This window comes from Curvibacter fontanus, assembly GCF_054780335.1.
On sequence record NZ_BAAGWN010000004.1, the window covers coordinates 241307 to 259446 of the forward strand.

17 protein-coding genes are annotated in these 18140 nt (G+C 64.8%); 8 read left to right on the forward strand and 9 right to left on the reverse strand.

Annotated elements, in window-relative coordinates:
* Window positions 1–82: 82 nt before the first annotated feature.
* From ACYVH8_RS02775 to ACYVH8_RS02790, 4 genes are all read left to right on the forward strand, one after another.
* On the forward strand, window positions 83–844 hold the full coding sequence (locus tag ACYVH8_RS02775; protein ID WP_460487348.1) for a hypothetical protein: 762 nt from the start codon (window positions 83–85) through the stop codon (window positions 842–844).
* A gap of 141 nt (window positions 845–985) precedes the next feature.
* Window positions 986–1765, forward strand: coding sequence for a DUF2860 family protein (locus ACYVH8_RS02780; RefSeq protein WP_460487349.1), 780 nt, complete (start codon window positions 986–988; stop codon window positions 1763–1765).
* A gap of 45 nt (window positions 1766–1810) precedes the next feature.
* Window positions 1811–2182 carry a hypothetical protein gene (locus tag ACYVH8_RS02785; RefSeq protein WP_460487350.1) on the forward strand — a complete coding sequence of 124 codons (372 nt, stop codon included), beginning with the start codon at window positions 1811–1813 and terminating at the stop codon, window positions 2180–2182.
* 594 nt (window positions 2183–2776) lie between these two features.
* A complete protein-coding gene (locus ACYVH8_RS02790; RefSeq protein WP_460487351.1) occupies window positions 2777–5164 on the forward strand; it encodes a YgiQ family radical SAM protein in 2388 nt (795 codons plus the stop codon).
* A 3-nt stretch (window positions 5165–5167) separates the two neighbouring features.
* On the opposite strand, the gene ACYVH8_RS02795 is transcribed toward ACYVH8_RS02790, so the two are convergent.
* Complete coding sequence (locus ACYVH8_RS02795; RefSeq protein WP_460487352.1) at window positions 5168–6028, reverse strand: CoA transferase; 861 nt, start codon at window positions 6026–6028, stop codon at window positions 5168–5170.
* A gap of 142 nt (window positions 6029–6170) precedes the next feature.
* On the opposite strand from ACYVH8_RS02795, the gene ACYVH8_RS02800 reads away from it, so the two are divergent.
* On the forward strand, window positions 6171–7784 hold the full coding sequence (locus ACYVH8_RS02800; RefSeq protein WP_460487353.1) for a diguanylate cyclase domain-containing protein: 1614 nt from the start codon (window positions 6171–6173) through the stop codon (window positions 7782–7784).
* A 24-nt stretch (window positions 7785–7808) separates the two neighbouring features.
* Here ACYVH8_RS02800 and pobA read toward each other — a convergent pair whose 3' ends face one another.
* Window positions 7809–8993: a 4-hydroxybenzoate 3-monooxygenase gene (gene pobA / locus ACYVH8_RS02805; RefSeq protein ID WP_460487354.1), complete on the reverse strand. Its 1185-nt coding sequence runs from the start codon at window positions 8991–8993 to the stop codon at window positions 7809–7811.
* Between the two features lie 130 nt (window positions 8994–9123).
* Between pobA and ACYVH8_RS02810 the strand changes: the two genes are divergently transcribed.
* The 3 genes from ACYVH8_RS02810 to ACYVH8_RS02820 all read left to right on the forward strand — a co-directional run bounded on the left by ACYVH8_RS02810 (window position 9124) and on the right by ACYVH8_RS02820 (window position 10943).
* Window positions 9124–9909: an IclR family transcriptional regulator domain-containing protein gene (locus ACYVH8_RS02810; RefSeq protein WP_460487355.1), complete on the forward strand. Its 786-nt coding sequence runs from the start codon at window positions 9124–9126 to the stop codon at window positions 9907–9909.
* Between the two features lie 117 nt (window positions 9910–10026).
* Window positions 10027–10251: a DUF1161 domain-containing protein gene (locus ACYVH8_RS02815; RefSeq protein WP_460487356.1), complete on the forward strand. Its 225-nt coding sequence runs from the start codon at window positions 10027–10029 to the stop codon at window positions 10249–10251.
* Window positions 10252–10382: 131 nt separating this feature from the next.
* The gene (locus ACYVH8_RS02820) at window positions 10383–10943 is read left to right on the forward strand and encodes a hypothetical protein (protein WP_460487357.1); all 561 of its coding nucleotides are present in this window, start codon (window positions 10383–10385) and stop codon (window positions 10941–10943) included.
* Window positions 10944–10962: 19 nt separating this feature from the next.
* Here ACYVH8_RS02820 and ACYVH8_RS02825 read toward each other — a convergent pair whose 3' ends face one another.
* From ACYVH8_RS02825 to ACYVH8_RS02855, 7 genes are all read right to left on the reverse strand, one after another.
* Window positions 10963–12957: a peptidase U32 family protein gene (locus tag ACYVH8_RS02825; RefSeq protein ID WP_460487358.1), complete on the reverse strand. Its 1995-nt coding sequence runs from the start codon at window positions 12955–12957 to the stop codon at window positions 10963–10965.
* A gap of 398 nt (window positions 12958–13355) precedes the next feature.
* The gene (locus ACYVH8_RS02830; protein WP_460487359.1) at window positions 13356–14189 is read right to left on the reverse strand and encodes a metal-dependent hydrolase; all 834 of its coding nucleotides are present in this window, start codon (window positions 14187–14189) and stop codon (window positions 13356–13358) included.
* A gap of 145 nt (window positions 14190–14334) precedes the next feature.
* Window positions 14335–15120 (reverse strand): foldase protein PrsA, encoded by a 786-nt coding sequence (locus ACYVH8_RS02835; protein ID WP_460487360.1) that lies wholly within the window; start codon window positions 15118–15120, stop codon window positions 14335–14337.
* Window positions 15121–15179: 59 nt separating this feature from the next.
* The gene (locus ACYVH8_RS02840; RefSeq protein WP_460487383.1) at window positions 15180–15419 is read right to left on the reverse strand and encodes a BolA family protein; all 240 of its coding nucleotides are present in this window, start codon (window positions 15417–15419) and stop codon (window positions 15180–15182) included.
* 103 nt (window positions 15420–15522) lie between these two features.
* Window positions 15523–16056 carry a septation protein A gene (locus ACYVH8_RS02845; protein WP_460487361.1) on the reverse strand — a complete coding sequence of 178 codons (534 nt, stop codon included), beginning with the start codon at window positions 16054–16056 and terminating at the stop codon, window positions 15523–15525.
* A gap of 141 nt (window positions 16057–16197) precedes the next feature.
* Entirely contained in the window at window positions 16198–16605 is a 408-nt protein-coding gene (gene msrB / locus ACYVH8_RS02850; protein ID WP_460487362.1) for a peptide-methionine (R)-S-oxide reductase MsrB, read from the reverse strand.
* Window positions 16602–18092, reverse strand: coding sequence for a protein adenylyltransferase SelO (locus ACYVH8_RS02855; RefSeq protein ID WP_460487363.1), 1491 nt, complete (start codon window positions 18090–18092; stop codon window positions 16602–16604). Before ACYVH8_RS02855 ends, msrB begins: the two co-directional genes overlap by 4 nt.
* Window positions 18093–18140 lie beyond the last annotated feature (48 nt).

Consider the following 18140-nt stretch of genomic DNA (forward strand, 5'->3'; position numbering starts at 1 on the left):
AGCACACAGAAACGTGTCCGCTGTTCACTGTATGAAGTGGGTTAGTTGAAATCAACCGCCAAACTGGCAAGGAGTGTTCATCATGGTTAAAAACTTTTCTTCTGCAATTGCAGCCACGCTGCTGACCGCCTTGCTGAGTGCAAACGCTGCTGCCGCGACCGAGCGGGAAGCGCATGCTCAGCTGGACCGCGCCCCCGCCGTGGCGGCGGATGCGCAAAAGGCTGCCCACACCGTCCTGAGTCAGTTGGTGGCGGCCGGCGTGCCTGTCGATCAGGCGTTCGAAGTTGTACGTAGCGCGGTCGAACACCGTTACAGCGCCGGTGACCTGCTCCTCGTCGGGGCCGAAATCCGCGCGCAGGTCCAGGCGGGTATTCCCGCCGACAAAGTGGTCGCGGTCGCAGATCACGCTATTGACGCAGGCTATTCAGCCGCGGCCACGCACAAAGCGCTCAATACCTTTGAGGCGCGGGTTGTGAATGGCATGCCGGCCGCTCAAGCTTATGCACGCAGCGCAAGTGAAATTGGCACGGGCACGGGTACCGGTACCGGCAGCCAAGCTACCCGTAGCGGTACCGGTACGGGCGCCAGCAATACTGCCCAAACTGGCACAGGCACGGGTACCGGCAGCGAAGCTACCCGTAGCGGTACCGGTACGGGCACCAGCAATACTGCCCAAACTGGCACGGGCACGGGTACCGGCAGCCAAGCCACCCGTTTTGGTGCAGGTAACGGAATGGGGGCTGGTTCCGGAATGGGTGCTGGAATGGGCGCAGGCGGCATGGACGGCGGCACGGGCGCAGGCGGCGGCATGGGGGGCGCAGGCGGCACCCCCATGGGTCGCTAACCCGGATACCTCCCTCCCGCCATCCGAATTCCCGGAGGCAGGGGTCGTTACTGAATCATCCAATGCGACAGCGGTGCAAGATCGGCGCTGCTGTCGTCTTTAGAAATGTTGTTTGCACCACAATCGAAGAAAGGACCTACCATGCGATTCAACCCGCTTGCCACCCTAACCAATGCAGCAGTTCTGACCGGAGGACTGACTCTCGCCGTCATGGCGCATGCCGACATCACCTTGAACGCGGGCGCCAAACAGACATACGAAACCAATGTCAACGGTTCGCCCGACAAGGCGAATCAGCAAAGCGATACCTATCGGACGCTGAATGCCTCTGCCGTGTACTACACGCCGCTTGACCCTGCGAAAACCAGTTATTTCATCGGCCAGGTCGGCGCGCTTACCACCGCCTACAACCGCTTCGACAACCTCGACAATTCCATGGTGATGGCAAGCGCCGGACTGTACAAACAGCTTTCCCCCGCTTGGTCTGGCCAGCTCACGGGCCGCGGCTTCATCCGCGACACCCGGCAGGATGCGCGCGATTCCACCGGTTTCGGCACCACCCTTGAAATCAAGCGCCAGCTGAGCCGCACGCTTTGGGTCAAGGCCGTCGCGGATTACGAGGACAACAAAGCCAATCTTCGCGCCTTCAGCTATACCGGTAAAACCTATGGCGTGAACTTTGGATACCTGCCGCTCCAGGATACCTTTGTCAATTTGGGCTACAGCCACGCCAAGCGCGACTTCAGCACCGACCCGCGTTTCGATACCACCGCACAGACCGCGTTCGCCGAGGTGACGCAGCGGCTGGCCAAGAACTGGTATCTCAACGGTGGCTACGCCTATCGGCACAACGACTCGAACGTTGCGGGGACGGCCTACGCCAATCACATCGTGTCACTGGGCCTGAACTTCAGCTACTGAAATCCGTAACCCAAGTGACATCGTTATCGTCCAAGTGCATGGGAAATGAATGGACTTTTCCCGCAATTCGGCCATACTCTCAATGACAAGGAGATTGAAATGAACGTCAGACGCGTAATGTTGACAGCGGCATGCGCCGCATTGTTTGCCGGCGCTGCTGTGGCTTCCGATGAGGCCAAGCGTGATGAACGACAGGAGGTTATCGGCTTAGGGAGCGGAACCGGCATGGGCTCCGGCGCCGGTACGGGCAGTGCCAGCAGCATGGCTGGCGGCTTCGGTTCGCAAAGCTGGAGCAGCGGATCGGGGAGCCAGAGCTTTGGTGGCGGTTTCGATCAAAACACCGTCGGCTCCGGTCCCCTGTCTTCCAATTCTGCGGCCGCCACGGGTTCCGGTCCGACTTTGACCAAGCCGTACTGAACGGCGCTTAGCGTGGTGCGGGTCCTTGCCGCGAATGCGGCAAGGACCCTTCATTTATTCTGCGCCCAGCCTATCCTCGGCGTGTGGCCCCCGGCCAAGTTGACCATGGCGAGGCGAGTGCAGTGCAGTTCTGCGTACGGGCGACCGAGCGGGCAAAGGGCGCATGGGTCGTGATCCGCGAGCCGAGGAACACAAAGGACAGTGCCACGAATACCGGCAACTGCGTTGCCTATAGAGGTTCTGCAAGACGCATGGCTTCCCGATGGATGAAGTACGACGGTGGCAGGCATGGTGTTGGACAGGAACCATACGCCTCTTGGCTTTGAGCTGCTGCACAAGAAGACACGCAAAGAGATCTTTCCAGAAGAGCCGCGGCATGTGGTGTGCTGGGCCGAGCGGGTGTCCTTGACCGTGTCCCATGTCTGCTGCACGGAGCAGAACAAGTTGTCTTCGCGGATATGCGTTGCCGGGGGCAAGCGAAAGGGACCACGGGCTTCGGGCCGGGGCAAACAGCGCAAGCCCCCTGGGAGTGATCCCCCCGGTGCCCCGCTGGTATTGCCGAAAACGTACACTTCAGGGCTGCCTGCCCTCCCCATGAACGCTCCCGTCGACGTCTCTCTCTTTCCGCGCGCCGCCAAACCGCTGACCAGCTACCGCAAGTACTGGGCCGCGCGCTTTGGCACGGCCCCCTTCCTGCCCATGAGCCGCAGGGAGATGGATCAGCTGGGCTGGGACAGCTGCGACATCATCCTGGTCACGGGCGACGCCTATGTGGACCACCCGAGTTTCGGCATGGCCGTGATCGGGCGGGTGCTCGAGGCCCAGGGTTTCCGCGTGGGCATCATCGCCCAGCCCGACTGGCAGAGTGCCGATCCCTTCAAGGTGCTGGGCCAGCCCAATCTGTTCTGGGGCGTGACGGCCGGGAACATGGATTCCATGATCAACCGCTACACGGCGGACCGCAAGATCCGCAGCGACGACGCCTACACCCCGGGTGACGTGGGCGGCAAACGGCCCGATCGCGCGGCCATCGTCTACAGTCAGCGCTGCCGCGAGGCCTACCCCGAGGTGCCCATCGTGCTGGGTGGCATCGAAGGTTCGCTGCGCCGCATCGCGCACTACGACTACTGGAGCGACAAGGTGCGCCGCTCCGTCGTGGTGGACAGCAAGTGCGACCTGCTGCTCTACGGCAATGCAGAACGGGCCCTGGTCGAGGTGGCGCACCGCATCGCCGCGCGCGAACCCGTGCAGCAGATCACCGATGTGCGCGGCACGGCCTTTGTGCGGCGCGAGAGCCCCGAGGGCTGGTTCGAGATCGATTCGAGCGAGGTCGACACCCCGGGCCACATCGAAGAACACATCAATCCCTACCAGACCACCTCCGAGCAGGCGGCGGCGCAGGGGCAGAGCTGTTCGAAAGAGGACAAAATGACCTCGCCGCTGCGCGGCCTTGATGACGGAATGACGGAAAAGTCATGGCGGTCATCGGCTGACGCGGTAGCGGCGCCATCCTTGGCGACGCAGTCGCCGGTCATCTTCTTCGACAACCCGGCGCTGCGGGGCAAAGGCAGCATCAAGCGCCTGCCGCGTGACCGCAGCGTGATCCGCCTGCCCAGCTTCGAGCAGGTCAAGTCCGACCCGGTGCTTTATGCCCACGCCAACCGCGTGCTGCACCTGGAGACCAACCCCGGCAATGCGCGGGCCCTGGTGCAGGCGCACGGGGAAGGCACGACGGCGCGCGACGTCTGGATCAACCCGCCGCCCATCCCGCTGACCACGACCGAGATGGACTATGTCTTCGGCCTGACCTACGCGCGCAGTCCGCACCCGGCCTATGCGGATGAGCATGGCAGCCATGACGGCGCCACCAAGATCCCGGCCTGGGAGATGATCCGCTTCAGCGTGAACATCATGCGCGGCTGCTTCGGCGGCTGCACCTTCTGCTCGATCACCGAGCATGAGGGCCGCATCATCCAGAGCCGCTCGGAAGACTCGGTGATCCAGGAGATCGAGGACATCCGCGACAAGGTCACGGGCTTCACGGGCGTCATCTCCGACCTGGGCGGCCCCACGGCGAACATGTACCGCATCGGCTGCAAGTCACCCGAGATCGAGGCCGCCTGCCGCAAGCCCAGCTGCGTCTACCCCGGCATCTGCCAGAACCTCAACACCGACCACAGCGCGCTGATCCACATGTACCGGCGCGCCCGCGCGCTCAAGGGCGTGAAGAAGATCCTGATCGGCTCGGGCCTGCGCTACGACCTGGCCGTGAAGTCGCCCGAGTACGTGAAGGAGCTGGTGCAGCACCACGTGGGCGGTTACCTGAAGATCGCGCCCGAGCACACCGAGGGCGGCCCGCTGTCCAAAATGATGAAACCCGGCATCGGCAGCTATGACAAGTTCAGGCAGATGTTCGAGAAGTTCAGCGCGGAAGCCGGCAAGAAGCAGTACCTGATTCCCTACTTCATCGCCGCCCACCCGGGCACCAGCGACGAGGACATGATGAACCTCGCGCTGTGGCTCAAGAAGAACGGTTTTCGCGCCGACCAGGTGCAGACCTTCTACCCCAGCCCCATGGCCACGGCCACGGCCATGTACCACAGCGGCCTGAACCCGCTCAAGGGCATCCACCGCGACGAGCGGGGCGAGAAGGTCGACATCGTGCGCGGCGACAGGCGCCGGCGCCTGCACAAGGCCTTCCTGCGCTACCACGACCCCAACAACTGGCCGCTGCTGCGCGAAGCGCTCAAGACCCTGGGCCGCGCCGACCTGATCGGCAACGGCAAGCAGCACCTGATCCCGACCTTCCAGCCGATGACCGACGGCAGCTACCAGAGCGCGCGGCGCAAGAACTCCACGCCTTCGGCCGCCAAGCCGGCCGTGAACACCCCGGTCAAGGGCCTCATCCTGACCCGGCACACCGGCCTGCCGCCGCGCGAGACCGGCAGCGCCAAGGCCAAGCCTGCGCGCAAGCCGCGCTGAGTCTTATTTCCTGAGGGTGTGCAGCGGCAGGTCCAGCCGCAGCGCCAGCGCGTCCAGCGTGCGCCGGCTCTGTTGCGCAAACCAGTGTTCCAGAGCCTGGTGCATGGCCGGCGCCATCATCGATGCCGGTTTCAAGCCGGCCGCCGCACAAAGGGCCTGCGCGAAATGCGGCTCCAGGGCCGCCACGGCCACACGCCCGTCCTTGCAGGCATACACGCGGTAACCCGCATGGCCACCCCCCACGGCGCTCTTGGGTGTGGTCAGGCCCCAGCGGCGCGGCAGGCCCAGCCAGGCCGCAGCCTCCGACAGGGCCACTTCATGCCGCGTGCCGCTGCCTTTTTGCTGGCGCAACCTCAGGGCCAGCAGCACGGCCTCGCAAGCCAGCAGGGCGCCGCCCATGTCTGCAAACAAGGAAGGGGGCAGGGCCAGGCCCTTGATCAAGTTCTGTTCGGCCATATAGGTCAGGTCATGCCCCGGGATTTCCGCAGCAGGGCCGGGCGCGCCGACGATGGCCACGAGATTCAGGGCTGGATGTTGCCGGTGCAGGGCGGGCCAGTCCAGCCCCAGTCGCTTGAGCGCCGAGGGGCGGAAGGAGGTCAACAGCACGTCGGTGCGGGCCAGTTCACGCTGCAGGGCTTGGCGTCCGGTTTCGCTTTTCAGGTCGGTCGGCAGCACGCGCACCCCGGTGTGCAAGGCGGCATAGGCCTCGGGGCGGTAGGCCTGCATGGGGTCGCCTGCGGGCGGTTCGAGCTTGCTGCAGCGCGCGCCCAGCGCCTGCAGGCGCATGAGGGCGGCGGGACCGGGCAGGTTCAGGGCCAGGCTGAGCACGCGGGTGCCGGCGAGGGGCTTTTTCGTCTGTGTCATAGGGGCAGTGTAATGAGGGAGCCGTGCGCCGGGGCAAGCACCACGGAGCCGGAAGGGCTTGGAAGACCGGACATTCTTTGCTACGCTGGCAGGCCACGGGTGACCATAAAGCCCTCAGGGTGGTGAGATCTTGAAGATCGATTTGTCTGCGACGAATTCCCACGCGGCACGCGCTGACCAGGCGCGTGGTCTGATTGCCATTGTCTGGGTGTTCGTCGGGGTGGTCATCCTGTTGCTGCTCTTGTCCAGCTACAGCATCAGCCTGATGTCGGTGGGCCGGGCCTATGTGGGTGGCGAGGGCATGTGGTCCAAGGCGCAGAAGCAGGCCGTGCATGCCTTGCTGCGCTACACCCTGGATCATCAGCTCAGCGATTTTCAGCGCTACGAATCCGAACTGGCCGTGATGCTGGGCGACCGGCAGGCGCGGCTTGAGCTGGAGAAACCCGCCCCCGACCTGGCCATGGCCCGGCAGGGCTTTCTGCAAGGGGGCAATCACCCGGAAGACATCGCGGGCATGATCCATCTGTTCCGGGTCTACCGGCAGGCGCCCGACATCGACCGGGCCATCGCGATCTGGACCGAGGCCGATGCGCGTCTCGATCAACTGATCGCCCTGGGTGGCCGGATCCAGGCCAGCGTGCAGTCCGGGACGATGAGCCCCGCCGTCACCCGCGCCTACCTGCAGCAGCTCGAAGAGATCGACAGCGTGCTCACGCCGCTGGAGGATGCGTTCTCATCCACCCTGGCGGGCGCGGCGCGCAAGACCCGCTTCGCGCTGCAGGGGCTGATGTTCGCGGTGGTGTCGGTGCTGCTGGTGGCGGCCTACCTGTTTTCACGCCGGCTCCTGCGGCAGAACGCGAATTTCCAGCGTGCTCTGCTGGACAGCGAAACCCAGCTGCGCGGCATGCTCCAGCTGGCGCCCCTGCCCATCATGATCATGCGCCGCAAGGATGCCGTTCTCGCCTATGCCAATGAACGCGCGCTGGCCCAGTTCCGGATCGATGCGCAGGCGATGGGCGCCTGCAAGGTGGACGATTTTTATGTGCGGCCCCAGGAGCGTACGCAACTGCTTGCTGCCATCTGGCAGACCGGCAGCGTACGTGACCACGAGGTCGAACTGCAGGACAGCAGCGGCGGGCGTTTCTGGGCACTGCTGTCCTGCCAGCGCATCGATTTCGCGGGGGCCGACTGCGTGCTGAGCACGCTGACCAACATTGACGAGCGCAAGCGGGCGCAGCAGGAACTGCACCACCGGGCCTTCCACGATGAATTGACCGGTTTGCCCAACCGGGCCATGTTCATGGACGCCCTCAACCGCACACAACACCGCGCGCAGCGCAAGAACGGCGTATTCCTGCTGTTTTTTGTCGACCTCGACGACTTCAAGGCGGTGAACGACAGGCATGGCCACCGGCTGGGGGACATGCTGCTGCGCGAGGTGGCTTTGCGGCTGCGTCTGTGCCTGCGCGAGGGCGATCTGGTGGCGCGCCTGGGGGGCGACGAGTTCGTGATCCTGGTCGAAAGCGAGGAGCGTTCCGAGGACGCGGCCGCCATCGCCCACAAGATGCTCGGTGCGCTGGCGCTCGACTATGTGTTCGACGACAAGGTGTTGCAGGTCACGGCGAGCATCGGCGTCAGCCGCTACCCGCACGACGGCACGGAGCTCGGTGAGCTGCTGCGCCATGCGGACGCGGCCATGTACCGCGCCAAGGCCAGCGGGCGCAACACCTTCAAGACGAACACGCCCGGGAGCTGAGGCCCCGGGCCGGCCGTGCCCCGCTCAGCCGCCGAAATCCAGCGGCAGGCCCACATAGTTCTCGGCCACCGAGCGCGCGCCGGCTTCGGAGTGGATGATGTAGTCCAGTTCGGCTTCCTGCAGCTTCTGACCGATCTCGCCGTTTTCGGGCAGTCGGTGCATGAGGCTGGTGAACCACCAGGAGAAACGCTCGGCGCGCCAGATGCGTTTGAGAGCGAGCTCCGAGTAGCGGTCAATACCGGCCTGCGACTTGTCCTGGTAGTACTCGACCAGGCCGTTGCAGAGGTACTTCACGTCGGTGGCGGCCAGGTTCAGGCCCTTGGCGCCCGTGGGCGGCACGATGTGGCCGGCGTCACCGGCCAGGAACATGCGGCCGAAACGCAGCGGCTCGGTCACGAAGCTGCGCAGCGGGGCGATGCTTTTCTCGATGCTGGGACCGGTGACCAGGTGTTCGCGCGCCCTGGGGTCCAGGCGCAGTTTCAGCTCGTTCCAGAAAGCCTCGTCGGACCACTGTTCCACCCTGTCGGTCAAGGGCACCTGCAGGTAATAACGGCTGCGCGTGTGGCTGCGCTGTGAGCACAGGGCAAAACCGCGTTCGCTGTTGGCGTAGATCAGCTCGTGGTGAACCGGCGGCGTCTCCGAGAGCATGCCCAGCCAGCCGAAGTTGTAGACTTTTTCGTATTCACGGATGGCGCTGCGCGGTGCGCTGGCCCGGCACACGCCGTGGAAACCGTCGCAGCCGGCAATGAAGTCGCACTGGATCTCGTGCGTCTGGCCGTCTTTTTCGTAGCTGACACGGGGTTTTTTCGTGTCGAAGTCGTGCACCTGCACGTTGGCGGCCTTGTAGATGGTGGTCAGGCCGGCGGCGGCGCGCGCGTCCATCAGGTCGTGGGTGACCTCGGTCTGGCCGTAGACCATGACGTTCTTGCCGCCGGTGAGGCGGTTCAGGTCGATGCGGTGGCGCTGGCCCTTGAAGAGCATGTCGAAGCCGCCGTGCACCAGGCCTTCCCGGTGCATGCGTGCGCCGACCCCGGCCTCGTCCAGCAGGTCCATGGTGACCTGTTCCAGAACGCCCGCGCGGATGCGGCCCAGCACGTAGTCACCGCTCTGGCGTTCGACGATGATGGCGTCGATGCCGGCCTTGTGCAGCAACTGGCCGAGCAAGAGGCCCGAGGGGCCGGCGCCGATGATGGCAACCTGGGTTCGCATGGGTGCTCCTGTGCGGAAAAGATCAATCTCCAAGGATAGGCAGGCCGGGACAGGAATGCATCCCTTGATGTGCGTCAATGCGCGATGATCGCCATAAATGTGCGATCATCGCGCAAACAATGGGGTGAACATGATCGCCAAATCCGATCTGATCGAAGGCATGGCCAAGGGCATGGCCGTGCTGGAGAGTTTCGACACCGAACGCCAGCGCCTCAACGCCACGCTGGCCGCACAGCGCGCCGGCCTCACGCGGGCTGCGGCGCGACGCCACCTGCTCACCTTGACCCACCTGGGTTATCTGGAGACGGATGGCAGTTATTTCTGGCTGTCCAGCAAGGTGCTGCGCTTTTCCGGCAGCTATCTGGCGTCGGCGCGCCTGCCGCGTGTGCTGCAGCCGACACTGGAGCGCCTGGCCGCGCAGACCGGGCAGGCCTATTCGGTGGTGGTGCTTGACGGCGACGAGGTGGTCATCGTGGCGCGCAACAGCGACGTGCGACGCGGCGACGGCGGCGGCGGCATGCCCCAGCTCATGGCCTATGGCCTGCACCTGGGCGCGCGGCTGCCGGCCCACGCCACCTCGACCGGGCGCGTGCTGCTGGCGGCGCTGCCCCGGGCGCAATTCCAGGCCTGGATGAAAGGCCGCCTGCTGGCACGGCTGACCATGCACACCGTGACCGAGGCGCGCGCCTTTCGTGCCCTGATCGAATCGGTGCGGCGCGACGACTGCTGCCTGAGCAGCGAGGAGCACGAACTGGGTGTGCACGCCCTGGCCGTGCCCTTGCGCAATCTGCAGGGCCATACCGTCGCTGCTCTCAATGCAGTGGCTTCGACCGCGCGCCTTTCTGGTGCTGCGATGCAGCGCGATCTGCTGCCTTTGCTGTGGGAGGCCGCGCGTGAAGTGCGCGGCCTGCTTTGAGAACTGTATGCAATTGCAACAGTCCGCATCCCTGCTACGCAGTGGGGGGCTTGCGGTATATATTGAAAACGGTATCCTGCCTAGCCTGATTTTCTGCACACCACACAAGGAGCAAGCATGAAACACCTGTCACTGATCGCCGCCCTGTTTTTGGCCCTGCCCAGCGCCTGGGCCCAGCTCAAGCCCTGCGACGAACTGAAGGCCGAGATCGCGGCCAAGATCGACGCCAATGGCGTCAAGAACTACACGCTGGAAATCGTGGCCGCCGATCAGGTCGGGGACCGCAAGGTCGTTGGCAGTTGCGAGGGCGGCGCAAAGAAGATCGTCTACGTGCGCAACTGAGACCGCACAGCCTCCCGACCCGGTCGCCGCCAGATTCTGGCGGCGATTTTTTTCACCGCCGTGTTTGCAGCGCTTACAAATCCACACCATGCCGATGCCATCGCGTCCGGTCGGCGCAGCAGAATGAAGCCATGTTCTCCCTCTTCCGCAAGAGCCGCGGCGCCAGCCCGGAAACGCTCAGCCCCCACTCCATGCTGCTGCGTCGTATGGACCTGGAGGAGCGCAAGGCGTTCCGGCGTGAGCTGCTGGACCGGGCGATCCGGGAGAGTCTGCTGGACCTGAACGTGGCGACCGGCAGCTACCGTCTGCGGACCATGCCGCTGGACCTGCGGCATCACCGTTTCGTTGCCATGATCGACGTGGGCCGGTATTTTCAGCCCCAGCGCGCGGGGCGTGCCTGGGATGACCCCGATACCGAAAGCTGGATCCGTCAGTGCGCCTACGAGCGTTTCGGCCTGCTGCTCGATGCCATCTACTGGCGCTCCGGCACCGCGCTGGATACCCCGGTCCCCGCCACCGGCCTGGCCGCAAGCGGCCCGACGCATCCGCACTACCAGCTGGTGTCGGAAGAGGAAAAGCAGGCGCTGATGGCGGCCATCCGTCAAGGCGACGAATGGCCCGCGCTGCATGTGGGTGACTGGGAATACCAGACCGGTATGGGGCCGATCGACGACCCCGAGCCGCGGCACTGAGGCCCAGGGCCGGAGGGTTTCAGTGCGGCGCCCTGGCCGGGCGCGTGCGGTAGAACTTCAGCGGCACGATCTCGGTTTCACGTGCGGCCTGGTTGAGCACTGATTTCTTCATCTTGCCGACCACATGCATTTCGCAAGGCTTGCAGTCGAAGCGCAGGGTCAGCTTTTCCTTGCCGTTGACCAGGGTCAGTGGTTCGGCGCGCACCGTGCCCTGCACGCCCGTGACACCCTTGGCCTGCTTGGGGCACAGGCTCAGCGAGAAGCGCACGCAGTGCTTGGTGATCATGAGGCTGACTTCGCCTTGCTCCTCATGGCTTTCGTAGGCGGCGGCGATGACCTTGACGCCGTGCTTCGCGTAGAAAGCACGTGCCTTCTCGTTGAAGACGTTGGCCAGGTAGCTCAGGGTGTCTTCCGGGTACGGCGCCGGCGGTTCCACCGGCCGGGCGCGCGGTGGACGTTCGTAGGCGGCAAGACGGGCCGCTTCCAGCGCCGCCACGGCATCGCGACGCAGGGTGTTGAGCGTGGAAGCCGGGATGAACCAGGGCTGGCTCAGCGCCAGCGTGATGTCGAACGGGTCAAAAAGCGTCGCTCCGAAGCGGTTCAACTGCTCGCGCAGCATGGTTTCAGCCTGGGCGGGGTTCTGGGCAGGCGCTTTGGCAGTGGCAACGCTGGCCTGGCCCGTGTGGCCGTCCTCATCCGTGAGCAGCAGCGAGTAGCCAGCGGGGGATTCTTCCAGGCGGACCCAGACGCCGATGCGGCGTTCGCTGGAGTTCTTCTCCAGCATGCGCACCCAGTTCATGTCGCGGTTGCGGTTCAGTTCCGTGCCCTTGCGCAGGTCCTTGAACCCGGCGATCGGGTCCTTGGGGTACACGCGCCACTGGTCCACGCTCATGGGGCCGGCGGGTTCGGCGCGGTTGATGGCCAGGCCCACCAGCTCCTTCTGCAGGTCGTAGTAGCACAGCCCGTCGCCGTTGTGCAGCACGGCGCCGGGTTCGCTGACCGTGAGTTCGACGAAGTCGGGGCCGACCTTGCTGACATAGCCCAGGTGGCGGCCCGGGTTCTTGGGCGTGTCGAAGGCGCCGATGTCTTCCTTGCGGCCCTGGACAAAGTAGTCGGTGAACTCGCGGTTGAAGTTCTGGTCCGGATCGGGCGTGAAAGTGAAGGTGGTCTGGCCGCTGGAGGCACGGGCCAGTTCGGGGCGCTGCCCCAGCAGTTCATCAAACAGCCTGCGGTAGTGGGCCGTGATGTTCTTGACGTAGGCCAGGTCCTTGTAGCGGCCTTCGATCTTGAAGCTGCGGATGCCGGCGTCCACCAGAGCGGCGAGGTTGGCGCTCTGGTTGTTGTCTTTCATCGAGAGCACGTGCTTGTCGTGCGCGATGAAGCGGCCCTGGCTGTCCTGCACATGGTAGGGCAGGCGGCAGGCCTGCGAGCAGTCGCCGCGGTTGGCGCTGCGGCCGGTGTGGGCGTGGCTGATGTAGCACTGGCCGCTGTAGGCCACGCAGAGCGCGCCGTGAACGAAAAACTCCAGCGTGCAGCGCGCCGGATCGATGGCGGCGCGGATGGCCTGGATCTGCTGCAGCGTGAGTTCGCGCGCGAGCACGATCTGGCTCAGGCCCGCGTCCTGCAGGAAACGCGCCTTCTCGGGCGTTCGGATGTCGGTCTGGGTGCTGGCGTGCAGCTGGATGGGCGGCAGGTCGATTTCCAGCAGACCCATGTCCTGGATGATCAGCGCGTCCACGCCGGCGTCGTAAAGCTGCCCGGCCAGCTTGCGGGCGGGCTCCAGCTCGTCGTCACGCAGGATGGTGTTGAGCGTGACGAAGATGCGGCTGTTGTAGCGATGGGCGTGCCGGACCAGGCGCGCAATATCCTGCACCGAGTTGTCGGCCGTGGCGCGCGCGCCGAAGGAGGGGCCGCCGATGTAGATGGCGTCGGCGCCGTGCTTGATGGCCTCGATGCCGATGTCGGCGGTGCGGGCCGGCGACAGGAGTTCGAGCTGGTGATCGGGAATCGACATCCCCCGATTATCCTGCCACAGGCCCTGGCACTGCGCCCCGGAAGCAGAGGGGCAAAAGGAAAGTGATGGATTCGTGCGCAGGGCAAGACCCAAGCCACAGCCCCGGCCCCTGCTATGGCGAGGATTTGCAGCGCCGCCATGCGTGCGAAGGCGCGCTTTCATGTTTCGATACTTCCGGGGCGCAGTACCCGGCGCCCTCGATCACCACATAGACGGCGCTGTAGCGCACGTCCTGTCCCCGCCGGGGGGCGATGGCAACAAAGTCGATGTCCACCGGTGTTTGCGCCGGATTGATCGTGGCGCGCCGGGCGCCAGGGGAGAGTGTGCAGGCCTGGCAGCGAGGCCGAACAGGGCGGACAGTTTGAGCAGACGATTCAGAACGGGGCGGATGGCAGGGATCAGAAGTCCACCTTCTCACCGGGCTGGACCTTGAGCATCTTGTTGGCTTCGTTGCCCAGTGCGGCGGAGAATTCGGCCGTGGTGCCCTTGAGCTGGGGGATGGTGCCGTAGTGGATGGGCAGGGCGTACCTGGGCTTGAGGTAGTTCTTGACGGCGTAGGCGGCATCGGCCGGGCTCATGACGAAGTGGCCGCCGATGGGGATGAGCAGCAGGTCGGGTTTGTAGTACTCGCCGATGAATTTCATGTCGCCGAACAGGCCGGTGTCGCCCATGTGGTAGACCTTGAAGCCGTTTTCCATCTCGATGATGAAACCCACGGGCTCGCCGCCCACATGGACCTCGTCCTTGGTGGTGGCCGGGTTCTTCCAGGCAAATTCAGAGGAATGCTCGGCGTGGGTAGCGGTGATCTTCACGCCGCCCGGGCCGAAGGGCTCGATGGTTCCACCCTTGCCGAAGCGCGGGGCCAGCTCGGGCGGCAGCACGCCCAGGGTAGCGATGGTCTGGTTCATTCCGGCCGGGCCGTACATGGGAACCTTGTGCATGCGGGCCAGATCCGGGGCGTCGGCGACGTGGTCGAAGTGGGCGTGGGTGACCAGCACCAGGTCGACCTTGCCGAGCGCTTCGAGGTTCTTGAAGTTGGCCGGGGTCTTGGGGTTGGTGCGCAGCCAGGGGTCGACCACGATGACCTTGCCGCCAGGCGTGGTGATGCGCACGCTGGCCTGGCCCAGCCACAGCACTTCGGTCTTGCCGCTCTGGGCATGGGCGCCGATGGCGCCGAGCAGCACGCTGCTGGCCAAGGCGGTTTTAAAGAGTTGTTTCAACACGGTCTTCATGGGGGTCTCCTGTTGAGGGGCTGGTGTTGCACTGATTGAACACAGGCCGGCCGCCCGCGTCAAGCGAGCAAACCCCGCGAGCCGTCTGGCGTCGCCATGAAAAAACGCGGCCGTGGCCGCGTTTTTTCGGGGATGCCCTCAGGGTTTACTCGATCTTGGCCTTGGCGCGCAGTTCTTCCTGGTACTTCATCAGCTTTTGCTGACCCAGTTGCTGGGCGATCTGCGGCTTGATCTCGTCGATCTTGGGCAGCTGGGCTTCGCGCACGTCGTCCAGGCGGATCACGTGGTAACCGAACTGAGTCTTGACCGGGGTCTCGGTGATCTTGCCCTTGGCCAGCGCAACCATGGCGTCGGAGAACTCCTTGACGTAGTTGCTGGATGCGGCCCAGTCCAGGTCGCCGCCGTTGGCGCCGGAGCCCGGGTCCTTGGACTGCTTCTTGGCGATCGCCTCGAATTTGGCGCCCTTCTTGAGCTGGGCGATGATGGCCTTGGCTTCGGACTCCTTCTCGACCAGGATGTGGCGGGCGCGGTATTCCTTGCCGCTGTTGGCGGCGGTGAACTTGTCGTATTCGGCCTGGATCTCGGCGTCGGTGACGGGGTTGTTCTTCTGGAAGGCGGCAACCAGGTCGCGGATCAGCAGGGAGTCGCGCGTGAAGTCCATTTGCGCCTTGAATTCGGCGCTGCCGTCCAGGCCCTGCTTCTGCGCTTCCTGCACCAGCAGTTCGCGGTCCACCACGGCCTTCTTGAGCTCTTCCATCATCTCGGGGGTGATCTGGCGGCCCGAGCGTGCGAACTGCTGGGCCAGGGCGTCGACGCGCGTCAGCGGAATCGGCTTGCCGTTGACGATGGCCAGGTTCTGCGCCTGGACCGGGGCAGCCAGGGCGCCCATCAGGGTGGCGAGGGCCAGGGCCGGAAGTATCAGCTTGTTCATCATGAATCCTAGGAAATCGACGGAGATATCAGGGGGAGGGAAAACAGGCCCGTGTGCGTTCAGAGCGTTTCGATGGCGATCGCATGCACGCCCTGGGCGATGAAATCTTGCAGAGCATCATACACAAGGCGATGGCGCGCCACGCGTGAGGTATCTGTAAAAAAGGGTGAAGCAATGCGCACCCGGAAATGGGTGCCCCAGGCCGTACCGTTGGAGCCCGCGTGGCCGGCATGGGCGGCGCTTTCGTCGATGACTTCCAGCAGGCTGGGCTGCAGCTTTTCCTGCAGGCGCTGGGCCATGCGCTCGGCCAGTCCGGACAGATCCTGCGTCACTGGTGGTCCTCCGTGCTGCGCACTGCGGTGCGAGCTTGCTTGAAGCGGTTCTGCGCGGCGCTCATGATGCTCAGGCCTTGTCCGTCTTCATATAGCGGGCGATGTACAGGCCCTGGCCGATGATGAAAACCAGGGGGAAGGCATAACCCCAGAGCTTGAAGTTGACCCAGACCTCGGTGCTGTAGAAGGCGGCCACGTAACCGTTGAGCGCGGCCATGAAGGCGCAGTAGACGATCCAGACCACGTTCAGACGCATCCACACCGGGTCGGGCAGTTCCAGCTGGCTGCCCAGCAGCAGCTTGAGGTAGTTCTTCTTCATGACCCACAGCGCCACGGCCAGCGCGATGGCCATGGCTGCGTAGAGCACGGTGGGTTTCCACTTGATGAAGCGATCGTCGTGCAGGGCCAGGGTCAAGGTGCCGAAGACCAGGATCAGCAGCAGGGTGATCTTCTGCATGGCCTGCAGCTTGCGGTCGATGGCGTAGATCAGGCCGGTCTGCAGCACGGTGGCGGCCATCAGCACCGCGGTGGCGACATAGATGTCGTAGAACTTGTAGGCGCCGAAGAACAGCAGGATGGGGAAGAAGTCGATCAGGAGTTTCATAAGTTAATTATCGATGACGCCCGCTGTGCGGGCATGACCTCGCCGCTGCGCAGCTTCGATGACGAAATGACTTCAGTCGTGCGGACGCAGTCCGCGTCATCGATGCGCCTACGGCGCGAGGTCATGCCCGCACAGCGGGCGTCATGGCTTGTGTTCCAGGGCCGCCGAGTTCATGCAGTAGCGCAGGCCGGTGGGCGTGGGGCCGTCCTCGAACACATGGCCCAGGTGGGCGCCGCACTGGGCGCAGACGGTTTCCACGCGGACCATGCCGTGGCTGACGTCACGCCGTTCCTCGATGGCATGGGGTTCGGCGGGTTCGGAAAAGCTGGGCCAGCCGCAGCCGGCGTCGAACTTGCTGTCGGATTCGAACAGGCGCGCGCCGCAGCAGACACAGCTGTAGTGACCCGGTTTCCAGAAATCGGCGTACTTGCCGGTGTAGGGGCGTTCGGTGGCCGCATGGCGCGTGACCTGGTAGGCGCCGGGCTCGGCATGTTTCTCGGCCAGCAGGGCCTTCCACTCTTCGGCAGTCTTCTGGATTGAATAGCTCATGATGAACAGCTGATTTCGATGGATGTGGCCCAGTCGGGCGGGAAACCGGCCTCGGCCTCATGGCCGGGGTGCTCGTCGTAAGGAGTCTCCAGCAGGGCCAGAAGTTTCGCGACCCCGGAAAAATCCTTTTCGCGCGCCTGGCGGATGGCCAGTTCGCCCAGATGGTTGCGCAGCACGAACTTGGGGTTGACCTTCAGCATGTCGGCGCCACGGTTGCCGCCTTCAAGGGCCAGGCGGGCATCGTAGAGGCGCAGCCAGTCGTCCAGGGCGGTGCGGTCCAGGAAGAGGTCGCGCACAGGGACGGCCTGGCCGTCGGCCGCATAGCGGCTGAGCCGGCGCCAGAAGATGGTGTGGTCCACGCGTTCCTGGGCCAGCAGCTTGAGGATGCCCTCGATCAGGGCGCGGTCCCCGGCTTCGGCCTGCTGCAGGCCCAGCTTGGCGCGCAGGCGCGCTTCGAGTTCGGCCGGGAACACCGTCTTGTAGGACTCCAGCGCGGCCAGTGCCAGATCCTGGTCCCCGATCAGGGGCAGCAGGGCCTGGCCCAGGGCGTAGAGGTTCCAGTAGGCGATATTGGGCTGGCGGCCATAGGCATAGCGGCCCTGGGTGTCGGAGTGGTTGCAGATGTGGGCCGGGTCGTAGCCGTCCAGAAACTGGAAGGGGCCGTAGTCCAGGGTCAGGCCCAGGATGCTCATGTTGTCGGTGTTCATGACGCCGTGGCAGAAGCCCACGGCCTGCCACTGGGCCAGGAGTGTCGCGGTGCGTTCACTGACGGCTTCGAGCAGGGCGGCATAGGCGTTGCCGGCAAACCTGTCGCTCGTGCGGCAGGCCGGGTAATAACAGTCGATGACGAAATCGGCCAGGCGGCGCAGCTCTTCGGGCTGGTCGTTGGCGGCGAAATGCTCGAAGTGGCCGAAGCGGATGAAACTGGGCGCCACGCGCGTGACCACGGCGGCGGTCTCGATTTCCTCGCGCCTGATCGGTGCGTCCGAGCCGGTCACGCACAGGGCGCGTGTGGTGGGGATGCCCAGGCCCTGCATGGCCTCGCTGCACAGGAACTCACGGATGCTGGAACGCAGCACGGCCCGCCCATCGCCCATGCGCGAGTAGGGCGTGCGGCCCGCACCCTTGAGCTGGAGTTCCAGGCCGCCTGCGGTCTCGCCCAGCAGCAGGGCCCGGCCGTCGCCGAGCTGGCCGGCCCAGACGCCGAACTGGTGGCCGCTGTAGACCGTGGCCACGCTCTGGCTGCCGGCCAGCGGACGGTTGCCGCTCAAGGCCTGCAGCAGATCCTCCGAATTCACCCAATCCTGCGGCAGGCCGAGCAGCTCGCCCACGGCACGGCTCTGGCCCACCCAGTAGGGCGCGGGCAGGGGCTGCGGGGGCAGGGCGGTGTGGAAGGCCGGGCCGAGCGCGGCGTAGCGATTGACCCAGTGCAAACCGCTGGCCACTGCGGCAGGACTGTCCTGGACAGCTTCGGAGACAAAAGACATGCTGTGATTGTCACGCAGCCGACGATCTCCCGTCCCGATCAGGGACTT